Origin of the sequence: Pseudomonas entomophila (genome assembly GCF_029478665.1) — a bacterium.
GTDB lineage: Bacteria > Pseudomonadota > Gammaproteobacteria > Pseudomonadales > Pseudomonadaceae > Aquipseudomonas > Aquipseudomonas entomophila_F.
Window position 1 is genome coordinate 1 of sequence record NZ_JARPQB010000075.1, and the last position, 12,470, is coordinate 12,470.

Genomic DNA, 12,470 nt, shown 5'->3' on the forward strand with positions numbered 1-12,470 from the left:
CCCGCCCCGCCCCTACGCCTTGCACCCCCTCCGAACACTACTAAGCTTGTTGCCACAGTGGCTCCGCTCGCAGCGACCGGAACAGACGTGGTGCACAGCCTGGCATCACGCATCGACTCCACGCTCACGAGCCTGCGGCTTTGGGATGACGCCTTGCGTGCCCGTCCCGATTAAAAAGCTTGACCGATCGATCAGAAAAACATGGAAAACGGTACACATTACAAATATTTATTTGTGTACAATCGTTCAGCCCCCACGCCGCGGGACGGTGGCGGAAAGGGTCTGGACACGGGTCGGCGCAAGTCTCCTTGCGTTGCCATAACCCTGGTGGTTATCGATACTGGCGCCGATTTACCAACCAACAAGAACACCCAAACCGTGGAACCTTAGAATGAGCACTGCAATCAGTCCGACTGCTTATAACTATAAGGTCGTCCGCCAGTTCGCCATCATGACGGTGGTCTGGGGGATCCTTGGCATGGGGCTCGGCGTCTTCATCGCCTCGCAACTGGTCTGGCCCCAGCTCAACCTGGACCTGCCATGGACGAGCTTCGGCCGCCTACGCCCGCTGCACACCAACCTGGTGATCTTCGCCTTCGGCGGCTGCGCCCTGTTCGGCACCAGCTACTACGTGGTGCAGCGCACCTGCCAGACCCGCCTGATCTCCGACAGCATGGCCGCCTTCACCTTCTGGGGCTGGCAGGCGGTGATCATCGGCGCGCTGGTGACGCTACCGATGGGTTTCACCACCACCAAGGAGTACGCCGAGCTCGAGTGGCCGCTGGCGATCCTGCTGGCCATCGTCTGGGTCACCTACGCCCTGGTGTTCTTCGGCACCATCGTCAAGCGCAAGACCAAGCACATCTACGTCGGCAACTGGTTCTACGGCGCCTTCATCGTGGTCACCGCGATGCTGCACATCGTCAACCACATCTCGCTGCCGGTCAGCCTGTTCAAGTCGTACTCGGCCTACGCCGGCGCCACCGACGCGATGATCCAGTGGTGGTACGGCCACAACGCCGTGGGCTTCTTCCTCACCACCGGCTTCCTGGGGATGATGTACTACTTCGTACCGAAGCAGGCCGAACGCCCGATCTACTCGTATCGCCTGTCGATCGTGCACTTCTGGGCGCTGATCACCCTGTACATCTGGGCCGGCCCCCACCACCTGCACTACACCGCCCTGCCGGACTGGGCGCAGTCGCTGGGCATGGTGATGTCGATCATCCTGCTCGCCCCGAGCTGGGGCGGCATGATCAACGGCATGATGACCCTGTCGGGGGCCTGGCATAAGCTGCGCACCGACCCGATCCTGCGCTTCCTGGTGGTGTCGCTGGCGTTCTACGGCATGTCCACCTTCGAAGGCCCGATGATGGCCATCAAGACGGTCAACTCGCTGTCGCACTACACCGACTGGACCATCGGCCACGTCCATGCCGGCGCCCTGGGCTGGGTGGCGATGATCTCCATCGGCGCGGTCTACCACATGATCCCGAAACTCTACGGCCGCGAGCAGATGCACAGTGTCGGGCTGATCAACGCGCACTTCTGGCTGGCCACCATCGGCACCGTGCTGTACATCGCCTCGATGTGGGTCAACGGCATCACCCAGGGCCTGATGTGGCGCGCCATCAACGACGACGGCACCCTTACCTACTCCTTCGTCGAAGCGCTGCAGGCCAGCCACCCGGGCTTCATCGTCCGCGCTTTGGGCGGTGCGTTCTTCGCCTCCGGCATGCTGCTGATGGCCTACAACGTGTTCCGCACCGTGCGTGCCGCCAACCCGGTACAGGCTGAGGAAGCCGCCAAGATCGTCGTCGTGGGAGCCCACTGATGAAGCATGAAGCAGTCGAGAAGAATATCGGCCTGATGGCCTTCTTCATGGTCATCGCCGTCAGCGTCGGTGGCCTCACGCAGATCGTCCCGCTGTTCTTCCAGGACGTCACCAACAAGCCGGTCGAAGGCATGAAGCCACGCACCGCGCTGGAGCTCGAAGGGCGCGACATCTACATCCGCGAGGGCTGCGTGGGCTGCCACTCGCAGATGATCCGCCCGTTCCGCGCCGAAACCGAACGCTACGGCCACTACTCGGTTGCTGGCGAAAGCGTGTGGGACCACCCGTTCCTGTGGGGCTCCAAGCGCACCGGTCCCGACCTGGCCCGCGTCGGCGGCCGCTACTCCGACGACTGGCACCGCGCGCACCTGTACAACCCGCGCAACGTGGTGCCCGAGTCGAAGATGCCATCGTACCCATGGCTGGTCGAGAACAAGCTCGACGGCAAGGACACCGCCAAGAAGATGGAAGTCCTGCGCACCCTGGGCACGCCGTACACCGACGAAGACATCGCCGGCGCCCACGACGCGGTCAAGGGCAAGACCGAGATGGACGCCCTCGTCGCGTACCTGCAAGGCCTTGGCACCCTCATCAAGAGCAAACGGTGACCCTGATGGATATCGGCACGATTCGCGGCCTGGGCACCGTCGTGGTGCTGGTGGCCTTCGTGGGCCTGGCGCTGTGGGTGTTCAGCCCGCGGCGCAAGCAGGAATTCGACGAGGCGACGCAGTTGCCGTTCGCCGACGACCCCGAGGCCACCCGACACGTCGAGCAAGCACAAGCTTCTAGGAGCAAACAACAATGACAACCTTCTGGAGTCTGTACGTCACCGTCCTGACCCTGGGCACCATCTTCGCCTTGACTTGGCTGCTGCTGTCGACCCGCAGGGGCCAGCGCGAAGAGATCACCGACGAAGTCGTCGGCCACGCCTTCGACGGTATCGAGGAATACGACAACCCGCTACCGAAGTGGTGGTTCTGGCTGTTCGTCGGCACCGTCGTCTTCGCCCTCGGTTACCTGGTCCTGTACCCGGGCCTGGGCAACTGGAAAGGCCTGCTCCCCGGTTACGCGTACGTGGACAACGACAAGAAGACCGAGTTTTCCAACGGCCAGGCCGGCTGGACCGGTGTGCACGAGTGGGAAAAGGAGATGGCCAAGGCCGATGCCCGCTTCGGGCCGATCTTCGCCAGATTCGCCGCCATGCCCGTCGAGGAAGTGGCCAAGGATCCACAGGCGCTGAAGATGGGCGCGCGCCTGTTCGCCTCCAACTGTTCGGTGTGCCATGGCTCCGACGCCCGGGGCGCCTACGGCTTCCCCAACCTGACCGACAACGACTGGCGCTGGGGCGGCGAGCCGGAGACCATCAAGACCACCATCATGAATGGTCGCCACGGTGTGATGCCGGGTTGGGCCACGGTGATCGGCGAGCAGGGCGTGGCGGACGTGGCGGCCTTCGTGCTGACCAACCTCGACGGCCGCAAGCTGCCCGATGACGCCAAGGCCGACCCGGTCAAGGGCCAGCAGATCTTCGCCACCAACTGCGTGGCCTGCCACGGGCCTGAAGGCAAGGGCACCCCAGCCATGGGCGCACCGAACCTCACGCACCCGCAGGCGTTCATCTACGGTTCGAGCTTCGCCCAGCTGCAACAGACCATCCGCTACGGTCGCCAGGGGCAGATGCCGGCACAGGCGCAGATGCAGGGCAACGACAAGGTGCACTTGCTGGCAGCGTATGTGTACAGCCTGTCGCATCAGGCGGAACCGGCCAAGACCGAGTAAGGCAGGCTAGGCCTCTCGCGGATGAATCCGCTCCTACAGGTATCGTGCTGAACCTGTAGGAGCGGATTCATCCGCGAAGAGGCCGGTACTGACGTCACATTTCCTGCAGGCCTCATGACCTGAATCAATTGACACCCGCCATATCACGATTCATGCCACGAACCCAACGCGACTAAAGGTCGCAGCGCGTCCCCGGCGCGCCACGACAGGCGTATCATGGGCCGCAGAGCGCTAGCAGCATGCGCGAGACCGCAGCCGGCACGCACTGGCTACGGCGTTTCTCCACTGCCGTGGGACTTGATGATGAGCAAGCAAATTCCGGTACATGACGTCACCCCGCCTGCCAACAAGGGAAAGGAATCCGTCGACCTCTACGCCTCGCGTGAAAAAATCTACACCCGCGCCTTCACCGGCATCTTCCGCAGGTTGCGGATGGTCGGCGGCGCGGTGCTGTTCCTGCTGTATTTCGGCACCGTCTGGCTGAACTGGGGCGGCCACCAGGCCGTCTGGTGGAACCTGCCCGAACGCAAGTTCTACATCTTCGGCGCCACCATCTGGCCCCAGGATTTCATCCTGCTCTCGGGCATCCTGATCGTCGCCGCCTTCGGCCTGTTCTTCATCACGGTGTACGCCGGCCGGGTCTGGTGCGGCTACACCTGCCCGCAGAGCGTGTGGACCTGGGTATTCATGTGGTGCGAGAAAGTCACCGAGGGTGACCGCAACCAGCGCATGAAGCTGGACAAGGCGCCCATGAGCGCGAACAAGTTCCTGCGCAAGCTGGCCAAGCACAGCCTGTGGCTGCTGATCGGTTTCGTCACCGGCATGACCTTCGTCGGTTACTTCTCGCCGGTCCGCGAACTGGCCATCGAGTTCTTCACCGGGCAGGCCGACGGCTGGGCCTACTTCTGGGTCGGTTTCTTCACCCTGGCCACCTACGGCAACGCCGGCTGGCTGCGCGAGCAGGTGTGCATCTACATGTGCCCCTATGCGCGCTTCCAGAGCGTGATGTTCGACAAGGACACCCTGATCGTCTCCTACGACCCGCGCCGCGGCGAAACCCGTGGCCCGCGTAAGAAAGACATCGACTACAAAGCCAAGGGCCTGGGTGACTGCATCGACTGCACCATGTGCGTGCAGGTCTGCCCCACCGGCATCGACATCCGCGACGGCCTGCAGATCGAGTGCATCGGCTGCGCCGCCTGCATCGACGCCTGCGACAGCATCATGGACAAGATGAACTACCCCAAGGGGCTGATCAGCTACACCACCGAGCACAACCTGTCCGGGCAGAAGACCCACATGCTGCGCCCACGCCTGATCGGCTACGCCTTGGTGCTGCTGGTGATGATCGGCGCCCTGGCCACCGCCTTCGCCACCCGCTCGCTGGTGGGCTTCGACGTGGCCAAGGACCGCGTGCTGTATCGCGAGAACGCGCAAGGCCGGATCGAGAACGTCTACAGCCTGAAGGTGATGAACAAGGACCAGCGCGACCACGTCTACGTGCTCGACGCCGCCGGCCTGCCCGACCTGCAGCTCGAAGGCCATCGCGAGATCCGTGTCGCCGCCGGCGACATCGTCAACCTGCCGGTGCAATTGTCGGTCGCCCCGGAAAAACTGCCCTCGACCACCAACGAAATCACCTTCATCCTCAAGGACGCCGACGACAGCGCCAGCCAGGTTGAAGCCAAGAGCCGTTTCATCGGCCCACAGATCCGCTGAGAGAGAAGACGAACAATGCCTGCCGCCACCGCCGCCAGCCCCTGGTACAAGCACCTCTGGCCCTGGATCATCATCGGTATCCTGGCCACTTCGGTGTGCCTGAGCCTGACCATGGTCAGCATCGCCGTGCGCAACCCGGACAACCTGGTCAACGACAACTACTACGAGGCCGGCAAGGGCATCAACCGCTCGCTGGACCGCGAACTGCTGGCCCAGACCCTCAACCTCAAGGCCAGCGTGCACCTGGACGAACTGACCGGCGAAGTCGAGGTGCGCCTGACCGGCAACAGCAACCCCGAAGCCCTGGAACTGAATCTGATCTCGCCGACCCAGCCGGACAAGGACCGCAAGGTCCAGCTGGCGCGCAGCGAGCCTGGGCGCTATGTCGGGCAGCTCGTAGACAAGGTCGAGGGGCGGCGTTTCGTAGAACTGCTGGGCAGCCAGGACGATCACGTGTGGCGGTTGTTCGAGGAGGAGAAGGTCGAGCATGGCGTGACCTTGCAACTGGGGGATGAAGCGCTGCAAGGTGCCGAGCATCAGCAATGAATCGCGATACCGCCGGGGCTGCCTTGCAGCCCTTTCGCGGCACAAGGCCGCTCCTACCAGAAGCACGCGCTCCCCTGTAGGAGCGGCCTTGCGCCGCGAAAGGGGCGCAAAGCGCCCCCGGCAATCCCAAGCCAAAAGATAGACTCAAGATGACCCAACCCACCCCCTGCTACCACTGCGCCCTGCCCGTCCCCGCCGGCAGCCGCTTCACCGCCGTGGTCCTCGGCGAGCCGCGACAGTTCTGCTGCCCCGGCTGCCAGGCAGTGGCCGAGTCCATCGTCGCCGGGGGGCTGGAGCACTACTACCAGCACCGCAGCGACACCAGCGCCAACCCCGAAGTCCTGCCCCGCCAGTTGCAGGACGAGCTGGCCCTGTACGACCGCAGCGATGTGCAGCAGTCCTTCGTGCGCCATGAGGGCGAACTGGCCGAAACCACCCTGATGGTCGAAGGCATCAGCTGCGCCGCCTGCGGCTGGCTGATCGAGAAGCACCTGCGCAACCTGCCCGGTGTCGCCGAGGCGCGCCTGAACCTGTCCAACCACCGCCTGCTGGTCACCTGGGCCGACAGCCAGCTGCCGCTGTCGAAGCTGCTCGCCGAGCTGCGCCAGGTCGGCTATGCCGCCCACCCCTACCAACCCGACCAGGCCGCCGAGCAACTGGCCCGGGAAAACCGCAGCGCCCTGCGCCGCCTCGGCGTGGCCGGGCTGCTGTGGTTCCAGGCGATGATGGCGACCATGGCTACCTGGCCGGAATTCAACATCGACCTGTCGCCCGAGCTGCACACCATCCTGCGCTGGGTCGCGCTGTTCCTCACCATCCCCATCGTGTTCTACAGCTGCGCACCGTTCTTCAAGGGCGCCGCCCGCGACCTGCGCACCCGCCACCTGACCATGGACGTCTCGGTGTCGCTGGCCATCGGCCTGGCCTTCTGCGCCGGAATCTGGACGGCGATCACCGGTAGCGGCGAGCTGTACTTCGACACCGTGGGCATGTTCGCGCTGTTCCTGCTCACCGGCCGCTACCTGGAGCGCCGCGCCCGCGAACGCACGGCAGCGGCCACCGCGCAACTGGTCAACCTGCTGCCCGCCTCGTGCCTGCGCCTGGATTCAAGCGGCCAGGCCGAGCGCATCCTGCTGGGCGAGCTTCGCTGTGGCGACCGTGTCCAGGTGCTGCCCGGCGCGGTGATTCCTGCCGACGGCCGCATCCTCGAGGGCCGCTCCAGTGTCGACGAGTCGCTGCTCACCGGCGAATACCTGCCCCTGCCGCGGCGCACCGGCGACCCGGTGACCGGCGGCACACTCAACGTCGAAAGCACCCTGACCGTCGAAGTCCAGGCCTTGGGCCAGGACTCGCGGCTATCGGCCATCGTTCGCCTGCTGGAACGGGCGCAACTGGAGAAACCGCGCCTGGCCGAGATCGCCGACCGCGCCTCGCAATGGTTCCTGCTGTTCAGCCTGGTGGCCGCAGCAGTCATTGGCCTGGCCTGGTGGCAGCTCGATACCTCGCGGGCGTTCTGGATCGTCCTGGCGATGCTGGTCGCCACCTGCCCCTGCGCCCTGTCGCTGGCCACCCCCACCGCCCTCACCGCCGCCACCGGCACCCTGCACAAGCTCGGCCTGCTGATCACTCGCGGCCATGTGCTGGAAGGCCTGAACCAGATCGATACGGTGATCTTCGACAAGACCGGCACCCTCACCGAAGGCCGCCTGGCCCTGCGCAGCATTCGCCCCCTGGGGCGGCTGGACAGTGACCAGTGCCTGGCGCTGGCCGCCGCCCTGGAAAACCGCTCCGAGCACCCCATCGCCCGCGCGTTCGGCCGCGCCACCCGCCCTGCCGAAGAGGTCAGCGCCGTCCCTGGCCTGGGCCTGGAGGGCGAGATGGACGGCCAGCGCCTGCGTATCGGCCAGGCCACCTTCGTCTGCGCCCTGAGCGGTGCCGAGGTGCCCGTCGTGCCCGAACCGCGCGGGCAATGGCTGCTGCTCGGTGATCGTCGCGGCCCGCTGGCCTGGTTCGGCCTCGACGACCGCCTGCGCGACGACGCCCCGGACCTGGTCGCGGCATGCAAGGCGCGTGGCTGGCGGACCCTGCTGCTGTCCGGCGACAGCTCGCCGATGGTTAACGAAGTTGCCTCTCAACTGGGTATCGACACAGCCGTCGGCGGCCTGCGCCCGGACGACAAGCTGGCCCGCCTCAAAGCCCTGCAGGCCGAGGGCCGCAAGGTGCTGATGCTGGGTGACGGGGTGAACGACGTGCCGGTACTGGCCGCCGCCGACATCAGCATCGCCATGGGCAGCGCCACGGACCTCGCCAAGACCAGCGCCGACGCGGTGCTGCTGTCCAACCGCCTGCAGGCGCTGGCCCAGGCCTTCGACCTGGCCCGCCGCACCCGCCGCAACATTGTCGAGAACCTGCTCTGGGCGACGCTGTACAATGGCCTGATGCTGCCGTTCGCCGCACTGGGCTGGATCACCCCGGTCTGGGCGGCGGTCGGCATGTCGGTCAGCTCGCTGATCGTCGTGCTCAATGCCCTGCGCCTGACCCGCCTGCCCGTGGGCGCGGGCTTGCCCGCGAACGTGGCGACCCAGCCCGGAAGGACCAACCTATGCCCGCCCTCTATGTGATGATTCCCGCCGCCCTGCTGCTGGTCGGCGTCGCCGTGTACATCTTCTTCTGGGCGGTGGACAGCGGCCAGTACGATGACCTCGAAGGCCCGGCCCACAGCATCCTGTTCGACGACCAGGACCCGCGACACCAAGCGGCCGCCAAGCCGGAACAAGTGCAGCCCGAAGACAAGGACTCGACCCCGCGTGCCTGAACTGCTTCCCTTGCTCGGTTCGGCGCTGGTCCTGGGCCTGCTGGGCGGTGGCCACTGCCTGGGCATGTGCGGCGGCCTGATGGGCGCCCTGACCCTCGCCATCCCACCAGAACAACGCGGCCGCCGCCTGCGCCTGCTGCTGGCCTACAACCTCGGGCGCGTGCTCAGCTACGCCTGCGCCGGCCTGCTACTGGGCCTTGCCGGCGTGGCCCTGGCCAGCAGCCCACTGGCCAGCGGCTTGCGGGTGATCGCGGCGCTATTGCTGATCAGCATGGGCCTGTACCTGGCAGGCTGGTGGAGTGGCCTGACCCGCATCGAAGCCCTCGGTCGCGGCCTGTGGCGGCATGTGCAACCGCTGGCCACGCGGCTGCTGCCGGTGTCCAGCCTGCCTCGCGCCCTGTTGCTTGGTGCCCTGTGGGGCTGGCTGCCCTGCGGGCTGGTGTACAGCACCCTGCTGTGGGCGGCGAGCCAGGGCGATGCGCTGCACAGCGCGGCGCTGATGCTGGCGTTCGGCGTGGGCACCTGGCCGGTGCTGCTGGCCACGGGGCTCGCAGCGGAGCGCGTGGGCGCCCTGTTGCGCAAGCGCGGTGTGCGCATGGCCGGAGGACTGTTGGTGATCCTGTTCGGTTTATGGACATTACCTGGCCCCCACCAGCACTGGCTGATGGGGCATTGAGCAGAGCGCTTCGCCGGCAAGGCCGGCTCCTACAAGGGCCGGTGGCGAACCTGTAGGAGCCGGCCTTGCCGGCGAACGCCCTTGATACAAATCAACACGACTTCTTACATCCGCCCCTAGACTCCGGACACTGCAGCTCTATCCGGGGACTACCCACATGCTCGACGACCTACGCTGGGACGCCGACCTGATTCGTCGCTACGATCTGGCCGGGCCACGCTACACCTCCTATCCGACCGCCGTGCAGTTGCACGGCGAAGTGGGCTCGTTCGACCTGCTCCACGCCCTGCGTGAAAGCCGCCGCGCCACCCGCCCCCTGTCGCTGTACGTGCACGTGCCGTTCTGCGCCAACATCTGCTACTACTGCGCCTGCAACAAGGTCATCACCAAGGACCGCGCCCGCGCCGCGCCGTATCTGCAACGCCTGGAGCAGGAAATCCAGCTGATCGCCTGCCACCTGGACCCCAAGCAGCAGGTCGAGCAGCTGCACTTCGGCGGCGGCACCCCGACCTTCCTCAGCCATGTGGAACTGCGCCAGCTGATGGCGACCCTGCGCCAGCACTTCAACCTGCTGGACGACGACTCGGGCGACTATGGCATCGAGATCGACCCGCGCGAGGCCGACTGGTCGACCATGGGCCTGCTCCGCGAACTGGGCTTCAACCGTGTCAGCCTTGGCGTGCAGGACCTTGACCCGGCCGTGCAGCGCGCGGTGAACCGCCTGCAGAGCCTGGAGCAGACCCGCACCCTGATCGAGGCCGCGCGGACCCTGCAGTTCCGCTCGATCAACCTGGACCTGATCTACGGTCTGCCCAAGCAGACCCCGGAAGGCTTCGCCCGCACCGTGGAGGAAGTGATCCGCCTGCAACCCGACCGCCTGTCGGTGTTCAACTACGCCCACCTACCCGAACGCTTCATGCCCCAGCGGCGCATCGACAGCAACGACCTGCCGGCACCGGCCGCCAAGCTGGAAATGCTCCACGCCACCATCGACCAGCTCACCGCCGCCGGCTACCGCTACATCGGCATGGACCACTTCGCCCTGCCCGACGACGAGCTGGCCATCGCTCAGGAAGAAGGCACCCTGCAGCGCAACTTCCAGGGCTATACCACCCACGGCCATTGCGACCTGATCGGCCTGGGCGTCTCGGCGATCAGCCAGATCGGCGACCTGTACTGCCAGAACAGCAGCGACCTGAACACCTACCAGGACACCCTTTCCAGCGCCCAGTTGGCCACCCAGCGCGGCTTGCTGTGCAACCAGGACGACCGCCTGCGCCGGGCGGTGATCCAGCAGTTGATCTGCCACTTCGAACTGGACTTCGAACCGATCGAACAAGCCTTCACCATCGATTTCCGTGGGTATTTCAATGATCAGTGGCCGGAACTGCTGACCATGCAACGCGACGGGCTGATCAGCCTGGATAAAAAGGGCATCCGCGTCCTGCCGGCCGGACGCCTGCTGGTACGCTCGGTGTGCATGGTCTTCGACGGCTACCTGGCCCAGCACAATCGCCAGCGTTTTTCGCGGGTAATCTGAGGGTATTGAGTCGTTTCACCGCATGGACAGCCCGCCTTTCGAGGCACACTATGGACAGTCGAACGGTGCCGGAACACCCCTTCCGGCCCGCTGCTAGCGTGCACCAAAAATGCGCACACTGGCCTACAGCCCATGCCGCAGGTTATCCTTACGGCTTATGTGTGCTTTCCCACAAGGATCGAAAGAAATGTCCGAGCCAGTAAAACTGCGCCCACACAACCAGGCCCACTGCAAGGATTGCAGCCTGGCCCCCCTGTGCCTGCCCCTGTCCCTGAACCTGGAAGACATGGATGCACTGGATGAAATCGTCAAACGCGGCCGCCCGCTGAAGAAAGGCGAGTTCCTGTTCCGCCAGGGTGACAATTTCGGCTCGGTCTACGCGGTCCGCTCCGGCGCCCTGAAAACCTTCAGCCTCAGCGATGCTGGCGAAGAGCAGATCACCGGTTTCCACCTGCCCAGCGAACTGGTCGGCCTGTCCGGCATGGACACCGAGGCCTACCCGGTATCGGCCCAAGCCCAGGAAACCACCTCGGTGTGTGAAATCCCCTTCGAGCGCCTCGACGAACTCTCGGTCCAGCTGCCGCAGCTGCGCCGCCAGCTGATGCGCGTGATGAGCCGTGAAATCCGCGACGACCAGCAGATGATGCTGCTGTTGTCGAAGAAGACCGCCGACGAACGCATCGCCACCTTCCTGGTCAACCTGTCCGCGCGCTTCCGCGCCCGTGGCTACTCGGCCAACCAGTTCCGCCTGAGCATGTCGCGCAACGAGATCGGCAACTATCTAGGCCTGGCCGTGGAAACCGTGTCCCGCGTGTTCACCCGCTTCCAGCAGAATGGCCTGCTCAAGGCCGAGGGCAAGGAAGTGCACATCCTCGACCCGATCCAGCTGTGCGCGCTGGCCGGCGGTGCACTCGAAGCCTGATCGCCCTGTGAACAGGGTATACTGGCGCCGAGTTTTTCCAGGATACCCGCCCATGCACAGCGACACCTTCGACCTCAAAGCCCTGATCCGCCCGGTAGTGGACTTCCCCAAGCCGGGCGTGATCTTCCGCGACATCACCCCGTTGTTTCAGTCGCCGCGCGGGCTGCGCTATGTCGCCGACCAGTTCATCGAGCGCTATGTCGAAGCCGAGTTCAGCCACATCGGCGCCATGGACGCGCGGGGCTTCCTGATCGGCTCGATCATCGCCCACCAGCTGAACAAGCCACTGATCCTGTTCCGCAAGCAGGGCAAGCTGCCGGCCGACGTGCTGTCGGAGGGTTACCAGACCGAATACGGCGAAGCCTTTCTGGAAGTGCACGCCGACAGCCTCTGCGACGGCGACTCGGTGCTGATCTTCGATGACCTGATCGCCACCGGCGGCACCCTGCTGGCCGCGGCGAACCTGGTGCGCCGCACCGGGGCCAAGGTGTTCGAGGCGGCGGCGATCATCGACCTGCCGGAGCTGGAAGGCTCGCGCCGGCTGCAGGCGGCCGGGGTACCGACCTTCTGCCTGACCGAGTTCTCCCTCAGCGAATACTGAGATCGACGTTAGATAGCGTCTATCTGACCGAGCGCCGC

Annotated in this window: 12 protein-coding genes; all 12 read left to right on the top strand. The window is 65.3% G+C overall.

Translation table 11 applies throughout. The annotated features are described in order from the left end of the window. The first annotated feature begins 391 nt into the window (after positions 1–391). The 12 genes from ccoN (at position 392) to P5705_RS25040 (ending at position 12,432) form a co-directional block, all read left to right on the top strand. Complete coding sequence (gene ccoN / locus P5705_RS24985) at positions 392–1,834, top strand: cytochrome-c oxidase, cbb3-type subunit I (protein WP_277463542.1); 1,443 nt, start codon at positions 392–394, stop codon at positions 1,832–1,834. Next, the gene (gene ccoO, locus P5705_RS24990; RefSeq protein ID WP_277463543.1) at positions 1,834–2,442 is read left to right on the top strand and encodes a cytochrome-c oxidase, cbb3-type subunit II; all 609 of its coding nucleotides are present in this window, start codon (positions 1,834–1,836) and stop codon (positions 2,440–2,442) included. The genes ccoN and ccoO overlap by 1 nt, the downstream gene beginning before the upstream one ends. A gap of 5 nt (positions 2,443–2,447) precedes the next feature. Then, entirely contained in the window at positions 2,448–2,639 is a 192-nt protein-coding gene (locus tag P5705_RS24995; RefSeq protein ID WP_011533052.1) for a CcoQ/FixQ family Cbb3-type cytochrome c oxidase assembly chaperone, read from the top strand. Continuing rightward, the gene (ccoP, locus tag P5705_RS25000; protein ID WP_277463544.1) at positions 2,636–3,613 is read left to right on the top strand and encodes a cytochrome-c oxidase, cbb3-type subunit III; all 978 of its coding nucleotides are present in this window, start codon (positions 2,636–2,638) and stop codon (positions 3,611–3,613) included. The genes P5705_RS24995 and ccoP overlap by 4 nt, the downstream gene beginning before the upstream one ends. A 303-nt stretch (positions 3,614–3,916) precedes the next feature. Further along, the gene (gene ccoG / locus P5705_RS25005) at positions 3,917–5,332 is read left to right on the top strand and encodes a cytochrome c oxidase accessory protein CcoG (protein ID WP_277463545.1); all 1,416 of its coding nucleotides are present in this window, start codon (positions 3,917–3,919) and stop codon (positions 5,330–5,332) included. Between the two features lie 15 nt (positions 5,333–5,347). After that, entirely contained in the window at positions 5,348–5,878 is a 531-nt protein-coding gene (locus tag P5705_RS25010; protein ID WP_277463546.1) for a FixH family protein, read from the top strand. Positions 5,879–6,027: 149 nt separating this feature from the next. Continuing rightward, positions 6,028–8,499 (top strand): heavy metal translocating P-type ATPase, encoded by a 2,472-nt coding sequence (locus tag P5705_RS25015; protein ID WP_277463547.1) that lies wholly within the window; start codon positions 6,028–6,030, stop codon positions 8,497–8,499. After that, on the top strand, positions 8,481–8,693 hold the full coding sequence (gene ccoS / locus P5705_RS25020; protein WP_277463548.1) for a cbb3-type cytochrome oxidase assembly protein CcoS: 213 nt from the start codon (positions 8,481–8,483) through the stop codon (positions 8,691–8,693). Before P5705_RS25015 ends, ccoS begins: the two co-directional genes overlap by 19 nt. After that, on the top strand, positions 8,686–9,369 hold the full coding sequence (locus tag P5705_RS25025) for a sulfite exporter TauE/SafE family protein (protein WP_277463549.1): 684 nt from the start codon (positions 8,686–8,688) through the stop codon (positions 9,367–9,369). Before ccoS ends, P5705_RS25025 begins: the two co-directional genes overlap by 8 nt. A 157-nt stretch (positions 9,370–9,526) precedes the next feature. Next, positions 9,527–10,909, top strand: a complete 1,383-nt coding sequence (gene hemN / locus P5705_RS25030) for an oxygen-independent coproporphyrinogen III oxidase (protein WP_277463550.1) — start codon at positions 9,527–9,529, stop codon at positions 10,907–10,909. Between the two features lie 187 nt (positions 10,910–11,096). Further along, complete coding sequence (gene fnrA / locus P5705_RS25035; protein ID WP_011533044.1) at positions 11,097–11,831, top strand: Crp/Fnr family transcriptional regulator FnrA; 735 nt, start codon at positions 11,097–11,099, stop codon at positions 11,829–11,831. 52 nt (positions 11,832–11,883) lie between these two features. After that, positions 11,884–12,432, top strand: coding sequence for an adenine phosphoribosyltransferase (locus P5705_RS25040; protein ID WP_277463551.1), 549 nt, complete (start codon positions 11,884–11,886; stop codon positions 12,430–12,432). Positions 12,433–12,470 lie beyond the last annotated feature (38 nt).

Bases quoted from the DNA above. Each gene is read 5' to 3' on its own strand.
- ccoN (WP_277463542.1), top strand. From the start codon at position 392: ATGAGCACTGCAATCAGTCCGACTGCTTATAACTATAAGGTCGTCCGC.
- ccoO (WP_277463543.1), top strand. From the start codon at position 1,834: ATGAAGCATGAAGCAGTCGAGAAGAATATCGGCCTGATGGCCTTCTTC.
- P5705_RS24995 (WP_011533052.1), top strand. From the start codon at position 2,448: ATGGATATCGGCACGATTCGCGGCCTGGGCACCGTCGTGGTGCTGGTG.
- ccoP (WP_277463544.1), top strand. From the start codon at position 2,636: ATGACAACCTTCTGGAGTCTGTACGTCACCGTCCTGACCCTGGGCACC.
- ccoG (WP_277463545.1), top strand. From the start codon at position 3,917: ATGAGCAAGCAAATTCCGGTACATGACGTCACCCCGCCTGCCAACAAG.
- P5705_RS25010 (WP_277463546.1), top strand. From the start codon at position 5,348: ATGCCTGCCGCCACCGCCGCCAGCCCCTGGTACAAGCACCTCTGGCCC.
- P5705_RS25015 (WP_277463547.1), top strand. From the start codon at position 6,028: ATGACCCAACCCACCCCCTGCTACCACTGCGCCCTGCCCGTCCCCGCC.
- ccoS (WP_277463548.1), top strand. From the start codon at position 8,481: ATGCCCGCCCTCTATGTGATGATTCCCGCCGCCCTGCTGCTGGTCGGC.
- hemN (WP_277463550.1), top strand. From the start codon at position 9,527: ATGCTCGACGACCTACGCTGGGACGCCGACCTGATTCGTCGCTACGAT.
- fnrA (WP_011533044.1), top strand. From the start codon at position 11,097: ATGTCCGAGCCAGTAAAACTGCGCCCACACAACCAGGCCCACTGCAAG.
- P5705_RS25040 (WP_277463551.1), top strand. From the start codon at position 11,884: ATGCACAGCGACACCTTCGACCTCAAAGCCCTGATCCGCCCGGTAGTG.